At 70.6% G+C, this 16,607-nt stretch carries 13 protein-coding genes; 4 read left to right on the top strand and 9 right to left on the bottom strand.

The window, feature by feature from the left end:
* Nucleotides 1-9: 9 nt before the first annotated feature.
* Both ACQBAT_RS04740 and ACQBAT_RS04745 read right to left on the bottom strand, forming a co-directional pair.
* Nucleotides 10-513: a DUF2505 domain-containing protein gene (locus tag ACQBAT_RS04740; RefSeq protein ID WP_420748001.1), complete on the bottom strand. Its 504-nt coding sequence runs from the start codon at nucleotides 511-513 to the stop codon at nucleotides 10-12.
* Nucleotides 514-534: 21 nt separating this feature from the next.
* Nucleotides 535-1,092, bottom strand: coding sequence for a hypothetical protein (locus ACQBAT_RS04745; RefSeq protein ID WP_420748002.1), 558 nt, complete (start codon nucleotides 1,090-1,092; stop codon nucleotides 535-537).
* Between the two features lie 128 nt (nucleotides 1,093-1,220).
* Here ACQBAT_RS04745 and ACQBAT_RS04750 point away from each other — a divergent pair, with 128 nt between their 5' ends.
* Both ACQBAT_RS04750 and ACQBAT_RS04755 read left to right on the top strand, forming a co-directional pair.
* A complete protein-coding gene (locus ACQBAT_RS04750) occupies nucleotides 1,221-6,044 on the top strand; it encodes an NAD-glutamate dehydrogenase (protein WP_420748003.1) in 4,824 nt (1,607 codons plus the stop codon).
* A 68-nt stretch (nucleotides 6,045-6,112) separates the two neighbouring features.
* The gene (locus ACQBAT_RS04755; RefSeq protein WP_420748004.1) at nucleotides 6,113-7,630 is read left to right on the top strand and encodes a sensor histidine kinase; all 1,518 of its coding nucleotides are present in this window, start codon (nucleotides 6,113-6,115) and stop codon (nucleotides 7,628-7,630) included.
* Between the two features lie 2 nt (nucleotides 7,631-7,632).
* Here ACQBAT_RS04755 and ACQBAT_RS04760 read toward each other — a convergent pair whose 3' ends face one another.
* The gene (locus ACQBAT_RS04760) at nucleotides 7,633-7,881 is read right to left on the bottom strand and encodes a WhiB family transcriptional regulator (RefSeq protein WP_188428358.1); all 249 of its coding nucleotides are present in this window, start codon (nucleotides 7,879-7,881) and stop codon (nucleotides 7,633-7,635) included.
* A 306-nt stretch (nucleotides 7,882-8,187) separates the two neighbouring features.
* Between ACQBAT_RS04760 and ACQBAT_RS04765 the strand changes: the two genes are divergently transcribed.
* Nucleotides 8,188-9,393, top strand: coding sequence for an amidohydrolase (locus ACQBAT_RS04765; protein ID WP_420748005.1), 1,206 nt, complete (start codon nucleotides 8,188-8,190; stop codon nucleotides 9,391-9,393).
* 92 nt (nucleotides 9,394-9,485) lie between these two features.
* Here the strand turns inward: ACQBAT_RS04765 and ACQBAT_RS04770 are convergent, their stop codons facing one another.
* From ACQBAT_RS04770 to ACQBAT_RS04790, 5 genes are all read right to left on the bottom strand, one after another.
* Nucleotides 9,486-10,301 (bottom strand): (2Fe-2S)-binding protein, encoded by an 816-nt coding sequence (locus tag ACQBAT_RS04770; protein ID WP_420748006.1) that lies wholly within the window; start codon nucleotides 10,299-10,301, stop codon nucleotides 9,486-9,488.
* The gene (gene ppdK, locus ACQBAT_RS04775) at nucleotides 10,298-12,964 is read right to left on the bottom strand and encodes a pyruvate, phosphate dikinase (protein ID WP_420748007.1); all 2,667 of its coding nucleotides are present in this window, start codon (nucleotides 12,962-12,964) and stop codon (nucleotides 10,298-10,300) included. Before ppdK ends, ACQBAT_RS04770 begins: the two co-directional genes overlap by 4 nt.
* A gap of 76 nt (nucleotides 12,965-13,040) precedes the next feature.
* Nucleotides 13,041-13,886 carry a pyruvate, water dikinase regulatory protein gene (locus ACQBAT_RS04780; protein ID WP_420748008.1) on the bottom strand — a complete coding sequence of 282 codons (846 nt, stop codon included), beginning with the start codon at nucleotides 13,884-13,886 and terminating at the stop codon, nucleotides 13,041-13,043.
* A gap of 79 nt (nucleotides 13,887-13,965) precedes the next feature.
* On the bottom strand, nucleotides 13,966-14,280 hold the full coding sequence (locus tag ACQBAT_RS04785; protein WP_420748009.1) for a hypothetical protein: 315 nt from the start codon (nucleotides 14,278-14,280) through the stop codon (nucleotides 13,966-13,968).
* A 100-nt stretch (nucleotides 14,281-14,380) separates the two neighbouring features.
* The gene (locus ACQBAT_RS04790) at nucleotides 14,381-14,749 is read right to left on the bottom strand and encodes a DUF4282 domain-containing protein (protein WP_420748010.1); all 369 of its coding nucleotides are present in this window, start codon (nucleotides 14,747-14,749) and stop codon (nucleotides 14,381-14,383) included.
* Nucleotides 14,750-14,767: 18 nt separating this feature from the next.
* Between ACQBAT_RS04790 and miaA the strand changes: the two genes are divergently transcribed.
* Entirely contained in the window at nucleotides 14,768-15,679 is a 912-nt protein-coding gene (gene miaA / locus ACQBAT_RS04795; protein WP_420748011.1) for a tRNA (adenosine(37)-N6)-dimethylallyltransferase MiaA, read from the top strand.
* A gap of 29 nt (nucleotides 15,680-15,708) precedes the next feature.
* Here the strand turns inward: miaA and ACQBAT_RS04800 are convergent, their stop codons facing one another.
* Nucleotides 15,709-16,425 carry a class I SAM-dependent methyltransferase gene (locus ACQBAT_RS04800; protein ID WP_420748012.1) on the bottom strand — a complete coding sequence of 239 codons (717 nt, stop codon included), beginning with the start codon at nucleotides 16,423-16,425 and terminating at the stop codon, nucleotides 15,709-15,711.
* Between the last annotated feature and the right edge of the window lie 182 nt (nucleotides 16,426-16,607).

A 16,607-nucleotide genomic window follows, 5' to 3' on the forward strand; every position in this document is an offset into this window, starting at 1 on the left:
CGTGCTCACTCAGCCTCGCGCCAGCCACTCCCGGGCCACCTGCGCTTCGAGCTGGACGATCTCGGCGACCTGCGGGGCCACCGCTGCCTCGATCCGCTTGCCGATGAAGGGGATGTTGGCCTCCAGGTCGCCGTCGACGACCTGCTCGGTGGTTCCCTCGGTGGCGCCACGGCGCAGGTGGATGCCGCCCATGAAGCGCACCGGGGTGCCGGGCAGGTCGAGCGACATCGCTGCCTCGCGCTCACCGTCGGCGTCGGCTGCGCCCCAGCGCACCGTCTCCACCACGAGCAGGGTGGGGCCCACGAAGGCCTTCGCGACATCCGGCACGCCGGTCGTCGGCAGGTGCCGCCGGGTCGTCACCTCGAGGGCATCGCCACCAGCCGGCTCGACGGTCACCGTCTCGTCCGTCGCTCCTGCGCGCTCGCACCGGAGCCGCTGGTAGTCCGGGTTCGTCAGCATCGCGTAGGTCCGCTGCAGGTCCGCCTGGTGGACGACGGTCTCGGTGATCCTCATGGCGCCAACACTAGTGCGCGACTAGCGGGTGAACGGCGCCTGATCGGTGGGGCCGAGCTGTCGGGCCAGGGCATGCAGGCGGCGCAGCACGACGCCCTTGTGGCTGATCCGCAACCGGCCGGACCGCTCCAGGTCCACGGTCTGGTCGAGCAGATCTGCGAGGTCCAGGGCGACCTGCGCCGCGGTGGCGGCCAGGGCCGATGCCGCCGGATCGAGAGTGAGGCGGTGGCCCGTCCGCCGGAGGGCCGCCGAGGCAGAGCGGCAGGAGGCGTGATCCAGTGGCCGCGAGGGGCCGCCGATGGCGCCCGCGACGGCCGGGTGCGGGGTCGGCTGTTCCAGTCCTGCGCCCAGATCCACCACGACATGGCACAGCCGGTCGATCAGCGCGTCGGCGAGAGCTGTGACCTCGGGCCAGCCCAGGTCGGCCGCGGCTGACTGCAGGTCCTCCACCACCGCCAGCGAGGCGGCCCGCGACAATGCCCGTGACGGCCCCGCGGTCTGCGCCCTGGAGCCGGCTTCGCCCTTCTCCCGCGGCAGCCCGGCGGACTGCGCCCGCTGAGGGCTGAGGGGTCCCGGCATGTCCCCACTGTAGGTCGCCGCGGGAGGGACCACCCTGCGTCATCCCCAGGCGCACCTGTCGGAGTACGCTGAGCCCGGGCACACGACGGGGTGCGCCACAACCACGACTGAGGGAGTGCTAGTTAGCGATGGGGTCACCCGAGACGCTGATGGACCGCTTTTTCCACCACGCACCTGACGAGGCACGACGGCTCGGGCCGGAGCAACGAGCGCTTGTGGCGCGGTCGATGGCCGACCTCGCTGCCGAGCGCACGCCCGGCACCGCGGCCGTGCGGGTCTTCAACCCCAGCGACGAGCAGGACGGATGGTCCAGCCGGCACACCACCGTCCAGGTCCTCACCGACGACATGCCCTTCCTCGTGGACTCCGTGCTCGGCGAGATCGGGCGCCACGACCTGCACGTCCACCAGCTGCTCCACCCGCAGCTGGTGGTGCGCCGGGCGGAGGGCAGCGGACCGGAGATCCTCGACGTCGACCCGCGGGATGCCCAGCAGGGTGATCACGTCGAGTCCTGGATCCTGGTCAACGTCGACCGGGTCCGACGCGAGGCCGACCGCGATGCCCTCCAGTCCGGTCTCCAGGACGTGCTGCGTGATGTCCGCCGCTCCGTCGACGACTGGCCGGCGATGCGCCAGAAGGTCCGCGCGATCATCGCCGACCTCGAGGTGGCCCCGCCCAGCACGGTCGACCAGTCGACCGTGCGGCCCACCGTGGACTTCCTGCGCTGGCTGGATGACCATCACTTCACCTACCTGGGCTACCGCTCCTACGAGCTGCTCGAGCCGGGCGAGGACCCCGGTGACGGCCGCCCGCTGCCGGAGGGAACGTCATACCTGAGGTCGGTCCGCGGCAGCGGCCTGGGCATCCTGCGGGATGAGCCGGGCGCCGAGCCCACGCTCAGCCCGCTGCGGCCTGAGGCGTCCGCTACCGCGCGCGAGCCGCGCCTGCTCACGGTGACCAAGGCCAACACCCGCGCCACCGTGCACCGGCCGGTGACCCTGGACTACATCGGCATCCGGCGGTTCGACCGGGAGGGCCGGGTGGTGGGTGAGCAGCGCTTCCTGGGGCTGTTCACCCAGACGGCCTACGCGGAGTCCACGGGCCGGCTGCCGATCGTCGGCAACAAGGTCCGCGAGATCGTCGCGGCGAGCGGCTATGCGCCCGACAGCCACTCCGGCAAGGACCTGATCAGCGTCCTGGAGGGCTTCCCCCGCGACGAGCTCTTCCAGTCCTCGGTCGAGCAGCTGCAGGAGACCGCCAACGAGGTCGTGCGCCTGCTCGAGCGGCCCGAGTCGCGCGCCTTCGTGCGCCGCGACGAGTTCGGCCGCTTCGCCAGCGTCGTCGTCTTCCTCCCGCGCGACCGCTACAACACCGGCTCGCGGCTGCGGATCCAGGAGCTGCTCGAGCGCACCTTCGGCGGCGAGCTCGCGGACTACGCCACCCGGGTCGGCGACGGCCCGCTGGCCCAGCTGCACTTCGTCATCCGGCTGCCCAAGGACGGCGGCTCGGTGGACGTGGACGACGCGCAGCTGCAGGAGGACCTGGCGCGGGTGACCCGCAGCTGGTCGGAGGGGCTCACCGACGCGGTCGCCAACCATGTGGCCGACGAGGGCGCGGCGGGCGATGTGGTGGCCCGCTACGGCGAGTCCTTCCCGGAGGCCTACAAGGAGGACTTCGACGGGGAGACCGGCTACTTCGACCTGCTGCGCCTCGGCGAGCTGGAGAGCGAGGGCGGCGCGGTGCGCCCGCACCTGTACCGCGCGGACGGAGATGACGACGCCGAGCGGCGGATGAAGGTCTACCGCACCGAGGAGATGTCCCTCACCGACGTCCTGCCCGTCTTCGCCGACCTCGGGCTCGAGGTCACGGTCCAGCGGCCCTACGAGCTGGACGGTGCTGGTGGGACGAGCTACATCTACGACTTCGGGCTGCGCGCGGACTCCGAGTCGGTGTGGACGGGTCAGGACGGTCGATCCGAGGCCGACGTGGCTGCCGGCTTCGAGGACGCCTTCACGGCCGTATGGAGTGGTGCGGCCGAGTCCGACCGGCTCAACTCCCTCGTGCTGACGGCTGGGCTCGACTGGCGGCAGGTCGTCATCTTGCGCACGCTTGTCCGCTACGTGCGGCAGATCGGCACCTTCAGCCTGGACTACATCGAGGAGGCGCTGGTCGCCAACCCGGCCATCGCCCACCTGGTGATCCAGCTCTTCGGCGCCCGCTTCGACCCTGACTCGGGCGACGACGGCGAGGCGCGGGAGCAGCAGACCGAGGAGATCGTGGCCGACCTAGGCCGGGTGCTGGATGAGGTCGCCAGCCTCGACCACGACCGCATCCTGCGGGCCATCGTGGACGTGGTCCGCGCCACGGTGCGCACCAACTACTTCCAGGTCGACGAGTCCGGCGCACCCAAGGCGCGGGTCTGCCTCAAACTGCTGCCGCGCGAGCTGCCGCTGCTGCCCGAGCCCCGGCCGGCCTTCGAGATCTGGGTCTATGCACCCCGCGTCGAGGGCTCGCACCTGCGCTTCGGATCGGTGGCCCGCGGCGGCCTGCGCTGGAGTGACCGGCGTGAGGACTTCCGCACCGAGGTGCTCGGCCTGGTCAAGGCGCAGATGGTCAAGAACGCCGTCATCGTGCCGACCGGGTCCAAGGGTGCCTTCTTCGCCAAGCAGCTGCCCTCGCCCTCGGACCGGCAGGCCTGGCTGGAGGAGGGGAAGGCGGCCTACCGCACCTTCATCTCCGGCCTGCTCGATGTCACCGACAACCGGACCGCCGACGGTGTCGTCCCGCCGGAGCGGGTGGTGCGCCACGACGGCGACGACACCTACCTGGTCGTCGCGGCTGACAAGGGCACCGCGAGTTTCTCGGACCTGGCTAACAGCATCTCCCGCGACTACGGCTTCTGGCTCGACGACGCCTTCGCCTCTGGTGGCTCGGCGGGATATGACCACAAGGAGATGGGGATCACCGCCCGCGGTGCGTGGGAGTCGGTCAAGCGCCACTTCCGCGAGCTCGACCTGGACACCCAGTCCGAGGACTTCACCGTGGTCGGGATCGGCGACATGTCCGGTGACGTCTTCGGTAACGGAATGCTGCTCTCCGAGCACATCCGGCTGGTGGCCGCCTTCGACCACCGCCACATCTTCCTCGACCCCGACCCCGACGCCGCGTCCTCGTATGCCGAGCGGCAGCGGATGTTCGAACTCTCCGGGTCAAGCTGGGAGGACTACGACAGCTCGCTGATCAGCGAGGGAGGCGGGATCTACCCCCGTTCGGCCAAGTCGGTGCCGATCAGCGACCAGGTGCGCGAGCGACTCGGGATCGAGGACGGCGTGACCACGTTGACGCCGTCGGAGCTGATGAAGGCGATCCTGCAGGCGCCGGTCGACCTGCTCTGGAATGGCGGCATCGGCACCTACGTCAAGGCCTCCACCGAGACCAACGCCTCGATCGGGGACCGAGCCAATGACGCGATCCGCGTTGACGGGCAGGACCTGCGGGTGCGCGTCGTCGGTGAGGGCGGCAACCTGGGGCTGAGCCAGCTCGGCCGCGTCGAGGCGGCCCTGCACGGGGTGCATGTCAACACCGACGCGATCGACAACTCGGCCGGTGTCGACAGCTCGGACCACGAGGTCAACATCAAGATCGCGCTGACCCCCCTGGTCGCCAGTGGTGAGATGTCGATGGAGAGCCGGGACGAGCTACTCGCCTCGATGACCGACGAGGTCGCCGACAAGGTGCTGCGGCACAATTACGACCAGAACGTGCTCATCGGCAACGGCCGCAGCCAGCGCGAGGTGATGGCCCCGGTTCATCAGCGGCTGATCGCGCACCTGGCTGAGACGGCCGGGCTGGACCCGCGGCTGGAGTTCCTGCCCGACCGCAAGGAATGGGCCAAGCGCGAGAAGGACGGCACGGGTCTGACCAGCCCCGAGTTTTCGGTGCTGGTGGCCTACTCCAAGCTCGGGATCAAGGATGGCCTGGCTGACAGCGAACTGGTCGACGACCCGGCGATGACGCAGTCGCTGCTCGACTACTTCCCGGGGCCGCTGCGCGAGGTGGCACACCAGCAGTTGCTGGAGCACCCCCTGCGCCGGCAGATCATCGTGAACGAGCTGGCCGATGCGATGGTCAACCGTGGTGGTGTGAGCTTCGCCTTCCGGGCAGCCGATGAGACCGGCGCCACGTTGACCCAGATCGCGCGGACCTTCCACGTGGTCCGCGCCGTCTTCGACTCGGCGAGTTTCTTCGACGCGGTCGAGGCGCTGGACAATGTGGTCGACACCGACACCCAGACCGAGCTCTACCTGGAGTTCCGCCGGTTGATCGACCGCGCCGCGCGCTGGTTCCTCAACAACCGGTCGCTCAGCGGGAGCATCGAGCGGGAGATCGAGCAGTTCGCCGGTCCGGTGCAGGCGCTCACGCCCAAGATGGGCGAGCTGTTGCAGGGCACCGAGCACGAGCGCTATGCCGAGCGGGCCCGGTGGGCGATGGACAACGGGGTGCCGGAGGATCTGGCCGACCGCTACGCCTCGTTGCTGGACAGCTTCTCGCTGCTGGACGTGGTCGAGGTGGCGACCGAGCTGGACCGCGACACCGAGGAGATCGCTCAGGTCTACTTCGGGGTCTCCGAAGCCTTCCGGTTCGACGACCTGCTCACCCACGTCTCTGAGCTGCCCCGGGACGACCGGTGGTCCTCGCTGGCCCGCGGTGCGATGCGCGATGACATCTATGGCGTCATGCGCGGCCTGAGCCGCACGGTCGCCGAGCGCACCACACCCGGGTCGGACCAGGTGGAGCGGGTCCAGGACTGGATGATCGAGAACCGGGCCGCTCTCGACCGCACCAGCCAGGTGCTGCGCACCGTCGGCAAGATGGACAGCCCCGGGCTCGCTCCGCTGTCGGTGGCGCTGCGGACGCTGCGTGGTCTGGTGCGGCAAGGTTCTGCTGAGTGACCGGCTGCCGAGGGTGCTGTCGAGGGTGACAGGCCGCTGCGGACCCGGGTAGGACATAGGGTCGGCTCGTGCCTTCCTTGCGCGAGACCCTGTCCCGGAGCGCCTTGTCGCCGGCAGATGTCGACTGGCTGCATCGGCTGGTCGGTGATTGGCAGATGGTGGCGGACCTCTCCTTCGCCGACCTGACGTTGTGGCTGCCGGTGCAGCTGGACGACGTGGAGGACCCGCACCTGTCGCCGTGGTTCCTGGCTGCCCACGCCCGCCCGACGACGGGGCCGAACTTCTACCACGACGACGTCATCGGGCGACCGCCGGAGGACGACCGTCATCGGTGGTTGACGCAGGTCTTCGAGACCGGGCGCAGCGTCACGCCGGACGGTCTGACCCAGGTCCGGGAGCAATATGTCCCAGTGGTCCGTCGCGGCCGCACGATCGCTGTGCTGATCCGGCACACGGATCTGCAGAACATGCGGCAGCAGGGTGGCCTGGAGGTCAACTATCTCCAGATCAGCCAGCAGTTGTTCGCGATGATCGCCGAGGGCGCCTTCCCGACCGAGGGCTCGGCCACGGGTGTCGGCCGGGGGACACCACGCGTGGGCGACGGCGTCGTCCGGCTCACCGCCGACGGGCTGATCGACTATGCCAGCCCCAACGCGGTCTCGGCACTGCGCCGTCTCGGGCATACCGACCAGGTCAACGGGGCAGATCTGTCCGAGATCGTCACGGCCCGCTTCGTCGAGGGCAGCACCGTCGATGAGACCGTCCCGCTGGTGCTGACCGGACGCGCGCCGTGGGGCACCGAGATCGAGACCGACGGGATGAACATGACCCTGCGCGCCGTCCCGCTGATGCGAGGTGGGGTCCGGGTCGGGGCACTGCTGCTCCTACGCGACGTCAGCGAGATCCGGCGGCGCGAGCGGGAGCTGCTCAGCAAGGACGCGACGATCCGCGAGATCCACCACCGGGTCAAGAACAACCTGCAGACGGTGGCGGCCTTGCTGCGGCTGCAGTCACGTCGCCTCGACGATCCGGCAGCGCGGGACGCGCTCGCGGAGGCCGGTCGGCGCCTGTCGACGGTCGCCCTGGTGCACGACACCCTCAGCCAGGGCTTCTCCGAGCGGGTCGACTTTGATGAGGTCGCGACCAGGATCTTGCGCGCCACCGTGGAGGTGGCCTCGACCGGCACGGTGGTCGGCACCGAGCTGCGCGGCACCTTCGGCAGGTTGCTGGCCGAGGACGCGACGCACGTGGCGATGATTCTGGCCGAGTTGGTGCACAACGCGGTGGAGCACGGGTTCGAGGAAGGGCCGCCGGGGGAGCAGGACGTGCCGACCCCCCGCGTCGTCGTCGAGGCCCGTCGGAGGCCGGAGGGTGAGGGTGGCAAGGAGGTCGTGGAGGTGACCGTCACCGACAACGGGATCGGCCTGCCGACCGGCCCCTCGGCCACCCCGGAGCGGACCGGGCTTGGTACCCAGATCGTGGAGGCGCTGATCAGTGATCTGCGCGGCGAGATCTCCTGGGATGCGGCGAAGCCGCACGGAACCGTCGTGCGGTTCGTCGTGCGGCTTCGGTCGGCTGCTGGGTGAGCTCAGCCTGCGCGGCGGGCCCGGGCCTTGCGGCGCTTGAGCGCGCGGCGCTCGTCCTCGGAGAGCCCGCCCCACACGCCGGCGTCCTGACCGGTCTCCAGCGCCCACTTCAGACAGGTGTCGATGACCGGGCAGGTGCGGCAGACAGCCTTGGCTTCCTCGATCTGCTGCAGGGCAGGGCCCGTGTTGCCGATCGGAAAGAAGAGCTCGGGGTCTTCCTCCAGGCAGGCTGCGCGATCGCGCCAGTCCATCAGTGTGTGCTCCTCGCGTGTGGGCTGCCGGATGGCAGCTCTGGTGGGTGATCGTCACTGCCTGGCCCGGTAGGGATACGGGTGTCCGGCCGCGACGACACGTCGATGTATCCGCTTCGGGCGAGCGCGCCGGCTGATTTCGGGTGTCGGACGCTCGTTACTCTTGGGTTGCCAACGTCGGGCGTCGGCACAGTGTTCCCATCCTCCCAGAGGTAAACCCCCGATGACAAGGGTTTGTCGCGATGCTGATGGGACAGGTGGTGAGGCGTCAGTCACACTCAGCAGGCCGGTCCCTAGGGTAGGGGTATGAGTTCACAGTCGCTGATCGCCCTTGTCGGAGCCCGCATTCTGTCCATCGCCGACGACCCGCTGGAGCGCGGGACCGTGCTCGTCCGGGACGGAAAGATCGAGGCGATCGGCGGGGTCGAGGACGTCGAGGTCCCTGACGACGCCCAGGTCATCGAGTGTGAGGGCAGGTGGCTGCTCCCGGGGCTGGTGGACGCGCACGTCCACCTCGGGGTGTGGGAGGAGGGCGAGGGCTGGGCTGGCCAGGACACCAACGAGATGACCGATCCGGTCATGGCCGCCGCCCGCGCGATCGACGCCATCAACCCCCGCGAGCAGGGCTTCGACGACGCCCTCATGGGCGGCATCACCACCGTCAACATCACTCCTGGCTCGGGCAACCCGATCGGTGGACAGGCGGTGGCGCTGAAGACCTACGGCCGGATGGTCGATGAGATGGTGCTGCGCAATCCCTCCGGCGTGAAGTCGGCGCTGGGCGAGAACCCGAAGCGGGTCTACGGCGAGCAGAAGAAGACCCCGGGCACCCGCCTCGGCGTCGCGCTGGTCCTGCGCAAGGCGTTCTCGGCGGCCCGCTCCTACCAGGCCAGGCTGGCGGCGGCCGAGGGCAAGCCGGTCGATACCGACCTCGTGGGCGATGTTCTCGTGAAGGTGCTCGAGCGGGAGATTCCGTGGCGCCAGCACTGCCATCGCGCCGATGACATCGCGACGGCGCTGCGGCTGGCCGAGGAGTTCGGCTACCGCCTCGTCCTCGACCACGGCACCGAGAGCTACCTGCTGGCCGACGTCCTCGCCGAGAAGGGGATCCCGGTCCTCTACGGCCCGATGATCGTCAGCCGCTCCAAGGTGGAGGTCCGCCACCGCTCGCTGCGCGCCCCCGGCATCCTGGACCGCGCCGGCGTCGAGGTCTCGCTCATCACCGACCACCCGGTCGTCCCGGTCGAGTACCTCATCACCCAGGCCGCGCTCGCCGTCCGCGAGGGCATGGACCGCGACGCCGCCTTCCGCTCGATCACGATCAACCCGGCCAAGGTGCTGGGCGTGGACGACCGCGTCGGCTCGCTGGAAGTCGGCAAGGACGCTGATCTGGTGCTCTGGTCCGGTGACCCGCTGGATCTGCAGTCGCGGGTGCTGCGCACCTGGATCGACGGCGTGGAGGTCTACTCCTGGGATGAGGAGGCCGGCGCCGGTTCCGTGCGCCCGCGCTGATCCGACTGACGCCCGGCGCCACGAGATGCCCGTGGTGAGCTCCGGCGCGGCCCGCACCCCCGGGATCCGAGTCCGGTATGGCGTTTCCCGCCTCAGTGGCCGGGCGTCACCTGCTCCGGGCTCCGCTCGGCGATGACGCAGTCCGGGCACAGGCCGTGCCCGGGGAGGCGGTAGAACACGCAGCACCCGGAGCGCAGGAAGGCCTCGTCCCGCGTCTCCATCGGGCCCCCGATCCCCGCTGGGAGGGAGTCGGGCTCCCGGATCCCGCCACCGGTCGCGATCTGCGGCAGCGAGAGCAGCGCCCGCGCCAGCTCCCAGGCCGCGGCTCCGGCCTCCGGGCGCTGCCTCGCCAACACCCTCGCCGCACCGACCAGGGACGAGGCGGTGTTGCTGGCCAGCACCCGGGCCGGGGTCCGACCGACGCGGGCGCACGTCGCGTCCAGCAGGGCGAGGCTGTCCTCGACCACCCACGCGGAGATCCGGGCGAGGGCGTCGGGGAGGTGAGATGCGGCATACCCGGACGTGGGATCAACCACCCCGAGGGCGACGGTGCCACGGTGCACGGGGCTGGCGACCAGGTTGTCGGAGGACAGGTCGGGGACCCAACGGTGCAGCACGGTGCTGGCCAGGGTGACCGACCAGAGGCGCGAGGCGAGCCCGACCTGGGTCGCCGAGACCGCCACCTTGGGATCGACCTCCTCCACTGGCAGCCCGGTCGAGGTGGCGAGGGCGGCCCGGACCGTGGCGAACCGCGAGGAGAGAGCCTCATCGGCGAGGACCTCGCGCCACGGCACCGCGTCGGAGCCCAGAGGGGGCGGGGCGGCGACCTCGTGGAAGCCGCCCAGCCCCGCCAGGGTGGTGACCCACTCCGAAGAAGGTCCGGTTGTGGCGCCGTCGTTCGAGCTCACCCGTCTGCTCGCCGCTCGCCCTTCAGCACCGCTCGGGCGGCGGAGAAGCGCGCGATCGGGACGCGGTAGGGGGAGCAGGAGACGTAGTCGAGCCCGAGCTCCTCGAAGAGCTGGATCGAGGCCGGGTCACCACCATGCTCGCCACAGACACCGAGCTTGAGGTCGGGCTTGACCGAGCGGCCACGCTCGGCGCCGATACCGACCAGGCCACCGACGCCGTCGCGGTCGATCGACTCGAACGGGTTGGCCGGGATGACGTCCTCGGAGACGTAGGCCGACAGGAAGCCGCCCTCGGCGTCATCGCGGGAGATGCCGATGCCGGTCTGGGTGAGGTCGTTGGTGCCGAAGGAGAAGAAGTCGGCGTGCGCGGCGATCTGGTCGGCCACGATCGCGGCGCGCGGCAGCTCGATCATCGTGCCGACGGTGACGTCGAGCTGCTCACCGGCGGCCTCGAGCTCCTCGGCGACCACCCGCTCCACGACCTCGCGCTGGGTGGCCAGCTCGTTGGCGTAGGCGACCAGCGGGATCATGATCTCCACGCCGGCGGTCTCGCCCTCGCGCTCGCGGACGGCCAGGGCGGCGCGGACGATCGCGCGGGCCTGCATCTCCGGGATCTCGGGGTAGAGCATCGCCAGCCGGCAGCCGCGGGTGCCGAGCATCGGGTTGAGCTCGTGCAGGCGTTTGACCTGGCCGAGCAGCTCGCGGGCCGACTCCAGCTCCTGCGGGTCGCCGCCGGTGAGTTCCAGGCGCTGGACGAGCAACGACTGCTCGACCAGGTTGGGCAGGAACTCGTGCAGCGGCGGGTCGAGGAGTCGGACGGTGACGGGTAGGCCCTTCATCGCGGCGAAGATGCCCTCGAAGTCCTCCTGCTGCATCGGCAGGATGGTCTCCAGCGCCTCGGCGCGGGCGTCCTCGTCCTGGGCCAGGATCATCCGCCGCACGGCCGGGAGGCGGTCGGCGGCCATGAACATGTGCTCGGTGCGGCACAGACCGATGCCCTCGGCGCCCAGCTCTCGCGCCTTGGCGGCGTCCTCGCCGGTGTCGGCATTGGCGCGCACGCCGAGGCGACGCACCTCGTCGGCCCAGCCGACGATCGCCTGGAAGTCCTCGTTGATCTGCGGGGGGACCAGCTCGAGAGCCTCGCCGTAGACGTCGCCGGTCGAGCCGTCCAGGGTGAGCAGGTCGCCCTCGCGGTAGACGTGCTCCCCGATGGTCAGGGTCTGCTCGGCCGTGTTGATCCGGATCGCGCTGGCCCCGGCGACGCACGGCTTGCCCATGCCGCGGGCGACGACGGCGGCGTGCGAGGTCATGCCGCCGTGGGCGGTGAGGACGCCCTGGGCCACGATCACGCCGTGGATGTCATCGGGGGTGGTCTCGTAGCGGACCAGCACGACCGGCTCGCCGGCGCCGCCGCGCTCGGCTGCGGTATCGGCATCGAAGACGAGCTCGCCCACGGCGGCGCCGGGGGAGGCCGGCAGGCCCTTGGTGACCGGCGTCCTGCCGTGGTCGGGGTCGATCGCCGGGTGCAGGAGCTGGTCCAACTGGCCGGGCTCGACGCGCTGCAGGGCCTCCTCGCGGGTGAGCACGCCCTCGTCGACCATGTCGCGGGCGACCTTGAGCGCGGCGGCCGCGGTGCGCTTGCCGTTGCGGGTCTGGAGCAGGTAGAGCGTGCCGTCCTCGACGGTGAACTCGATGTCCTGCATGTCCTTGTAGTGCGCCTCGAGGTCGCGCATCGTCTGGACGAGCTGGGCGTAGGCCTCGGGCAGCACCTCCTCCATCTCGGCCAGCGGGCGCGGGGTCCGGATGCCGGCGACCACGTCCTCGCCCTGGGCGTTGACCAGGAACTCGCCGTAGAGCTCGTGCGCGCCGGTCGAGGGGTTGCGGGTGAAGCACACGCCGGTGGCCGAGGTCTCGCCGCGGTTGCCGAAGACCATCTGCATCACGTTCACCGCGGTGCCGAGGTCGTCCGGTATGTCGTTGGCGCGCCGGTAGACGCGGGCGCGGGGGGTGTCCCAGGAGCGGAAGACCGCGTCGATCGCGCCGCGGAGCTGCTCGCGTGGGTCGATGGGCAGGTCACGGCCGAGCTCGCGCCGAGAGACGTCCTTGAAGGTCGCGACGAGCTCCTGGAGGTCCTCGGTGGTCAGGTCGGTGTCCTGGTCGACGCCGCGGCGGGCCTTGAGGGCGGTGAGCTCGTCCTCGTAGGCGTGCGGCGGCACGCCCTCCACCACGTCGCCATACATCTGGAGGAAGCGGCGGTAGGAGTCCCAGGCGAAGCGGGCGTTGTCGGCCTCGGCGGCCAGGGCCTCGACGGTCTCGTCGCCGATGCCGAGGTTGAGGATGGTGTCCATCATCCCAGGCATCGAGAAGACGGCGCCGGAGCGGACCGAGAGCAGCAGCGGGCGCTCGCCGCCGAGGGTGCGGCCGGTGCGCTCCTCCAGACGGGCAAGGGCGTCCTGGACGTCCTCCCACAGACCCGCCGGCCACTGCCCGTGCGCGGCCATCGTGTCCACGCAGGCCGCGGTGCTGACGGTGAAGCCGTCCGGCACCGGGATCCCCAGGCGCTTCATCTCGGCCAGGTTCGCACCTTTGCCACCGAGGATGGTGCGCATCTGCGCACTGCCCTCGGACATGTCGTAGAGGTACTTGGCGGACTCAGCGGCCATTGATGTCAGCGCTCCTCGCGTGGGGTCGGCGAGGCTCCGGTGCCCCGCTCGATGACACGAGAATATCGCTGCGGCCTCAGCCCCCTTGAGCCGCCTCCCGGCGCCGCTCGACCATCTCGATCACCCGGCCGGCGGCCTCCTCGAGAGCCAGTTCGGTGGTGTCGATCACGGGGCAGCCGAGGCTGCGCTGGATCCGCCCCACCTCGTCCAGCTCGTCGAAGATCTTGACCAGGTCGGTGTAGCCGTCGCGGTGCACCGAGGCGCTGCCCATGGCCCGCACGCGGCGGCCGCGGATCTGGGCCAGCCGCTCGGGGTCGATGGTCAGGCCGACGATCTTCCAGCGCTGCACGGCGAAGAGCTGCTCGGGCGGCGCGATGCCGGGCACGAGGGGGATGTTGGAGGTCTTGTAGCCCAGGTAGCCGAGGTACATCGACAGCGGCGTCTTGCCCGAGCGGCTCACCCCGACCAGGACGATGTCGGACTCACGCAGGTGGTTGGACAGGTTGCCGTCGTCGTTGGCGATCGAGAACTCCATCGCCTGGACCCGCTTGAAGTAGTCCTCGCTGACCCCGACCGGGCGGACGACACGTTCGGGGTCCTGGCCGGTCGCCTCCTTGAGCGCGGTCACGGCAGGGTCGAGCAGGTCCGCGTGGGGCAGGCCGCGCTCGGTGCACAACTGGGCGACGAACTGACGCAAGGTCTCGTCCACGACCGTGGAGAAGACGACCGTGCGCGCGCGCTCGGGGTGCATCCGGGCGAAGGCGTCCTGCAGGCCGTCGGGCGTGCTCTGCCGGGGGTGGCGGATGATACGGACGTCGTAGCCGACGTACTGCGCGGCCGCCGCCCGCGCCACGCGGGCCGCGGTGTCACCCGTGGAGTCCGCGATGATGTGGACCTCGATGGGGGTCTGGGCCGCGCTCATCCATCCACCCTAGTGACGGGTGCTCGGTGCCGGTTGGTGGTGTGCCGACGTCAGCATCGGGCCGGCACCGCGAGGATGCTCAGACGGGTTCGTTGCGATCGCCGGGCGCCGGCTCGCCGGTGATCCCCTCCACATCGCCCTGGCCGGAGGGTGACTCCTGGCCCGCTGCCTCGACGAACTCGTCGGTGGAGGGTGCCTCGGGCGCGCCGGCCAGGATGCTCGCGTCCTCCTGCTCGGCGGCCTGCTCCTGGGCGGTGGTGAGGTCCTCGCCCTCCGGCTGCTGGTCCGGGGCCTGGTGGTCGGGGTCGCCGAAACTGCCACCCACGAAGGTGCCCTCCTGCTCGGGCTGCTCCTCCTGCGACGGGTCGTGCGGGCTGCTGGTGTTCTCGCTCATGTCCTCAGCCTGCCCCCGCCCCGGCGGCCCAGCAACCGGAGGCCGTGACGTCGCGGTCGAACGGGCGCGGCATACCGGTCATCGCAGAACGGCTTCCCGCTCAGAGGTTCGTGCCGCCTCCACTGCCGCTCGTGCCGCGGTGGTGCACGTCCTCGGACAGGCGGACGACCGCGTAGTACAGCTCGAGCATCATCCGGAAGAAGGCCAGGTAGATGATCGCGAGCAACGGGGTGGCGATCAGCCACAGCAACCCCATGATGCTGCTGAATCTCATCATCTCGATGGCATACACCAGCATGCCCAGGGTCAGCAGGCCGATGAGGACCATCCCGACCACGTAGACCACGCGCACCAGCTTGGGGGTGACGAAGTGGTTGAACTCGAAGTCGAAGAGGGCCTGGAAGAAGTTCGTCCCCTGGTCGGAGAAGCTCCCACGAGGCGTGTTGTCCGGGGCCGAGGAGGTGCTCATGCGTGTGAGACTAGCGACATGTCGCTCCCCGTGGTTGCTGTCGTCGGGCCCACGGCGACGGGCAAGTCCGACCTCGGGGTGGCGCTCGCGCTCGAGCTGGGCGGCGAGGTCGTCAACGCCGACGCCTCCCAGCTATACCGGGGGATGGACATCGGCACCGCGAAACTGGACCCGGTCGGCCGCCGCGGCGTCGCCCACCACCAGCTGGACGTCCTGGACGTGACCGACGAGGCCAGCGTTGCGGCATACCAGGCCTCGGGGCGGGCGGACCTGTCCGCGATCCGGGCGCGGGGCGCGGTGCCGGTGGTGGTGGGGGGCTCGGGACTGTACGTCCGGGCGCTGCTGGACCGGCTGGACATCCCGCCGACCCATCCGCGGGTGCGCGCGCGGTGGGAGGGGGAGCTTGAGCGGGTCGGACCGGAGTCCCTGTATGCCGTTCTCGCGCAGCGTGATCCGGTGGCCGCTGACCAGATCGAGCCGCGCAACGGACGCCGCATCGTCCGGGCGCTGGAGGTGATCGAGCTGACCGGTCGGCCGTTCAGCGCGACGATGCCGACGCGCGAGTTCGTCGAGCCCACGGTGGTGATCGGGCTGCGCGCGGACCGCCCCGTGCTCGATGAGCGCATCGCCCGCCGCGCGGAGGGGATGTGGGGGGCCGGTCTGCTGGAGGAGGTGCGCGGGCTCGAGGGTCAGGGGTTGCGCGAGGGGAGGACTGCCTCGCGCGCGGTCGGGTATGCCCAGGCGCTGCGGCAAGTGGACGGTGGACTGACGCAGGCCGAGGCGGTCGAGGACACGATCGTCGCGACTCGTCGGCTCGCGCGGCGGCAGGAGCGGTGGTTCGGGCCGGATCCGCGGATCAGGTGGCTGGAGCATGACGCGGACGACCTGGTCGAGCAGGCGCTCGGGGTCGTGCGCGCGGCCTCGGGCTGAGCGGTCTGGGCCGCCTGTGGCTCAACTGCTCAGGCGGTGCGTTGGACCTTCAGGACCCGGAAACCCTTGCTGCTGGCGCATCGTTCCACCCGCACCGCGCCCATGATGTCGGGGAGGGCTCGGGCCAGCCAGGTCTGCAGGGAGTCCGACCCGAGATTCTTCTGGACGACGAGGTATGCCGTTCCGCCCCCGGCGGGGTCGGCCCCACCGGCCGCGTGGTCACCCTCGCCCGCCAGCTCTGAGGGCCCCGACAGCCCCGACGCAGGACGGAGCCGGGGAAGCCAGGTGGTCAGCAGCTCGTGCAGCGCCGCCTTGCCGACCCGGATCGGGGGGTTGGACCAGATCAGGTCGAAGGTGGTCGCGGCGTCCACCTCGTCCGGGGTGCTGGCGTGCACTCCCGCCGCACCCTGAGTGGAGGCGTCGACCCCCAGGGCGCGGGCGTTGCGGCGCGCGAGGTCGAGGGCCCGCTCGTTGACGTCCACGGCGTGCACCGCTGCGGCTGGTGATTCCAGCGCGAGGGTCAGGGCGAGCGGCCCCCAGCCGCAGCCGAGGTCGAGGAAGGTGCCATTGGCGGGGGGAGCGGGGACCTCATCCAGCAGCACGCGGGTGCCCTTGTCGATGCCGTCAGGGGAGAAGATCCCGCCTGCGGTCACCACCTCGATGTCCCGCCCGGCGAGCCGCACGGGCACGCGGCGCAGCTCACCGTCGGAGGCCGGCTGCGCGGTGAAGTAGTGGTCCTGCGTCATGACCGCAGAGTCTGTCATCCCGGGCCCGGGCAGAACTCCTGTGAGTGCCCCGATCCGATCCGCTTTCTGCGCTCAGAGCGTGCGTAACAAGGGCACTCACAGGCGGGCGAGCGGGCTATCGCCACTCGAGGGCGTCGGGAGAGCGGGCAGAAATCGCTCGCCCGCGACGTTGGAAGGTGAGA

Source organism: Ornithinimicrobium pulveris (assembly GCF_050261105.1).
Lineage (GTDB): Bacteria > Actinomycetota > Actinomycetes > Actinomycetales > Dermatophilaceae > Ornithinicoccus.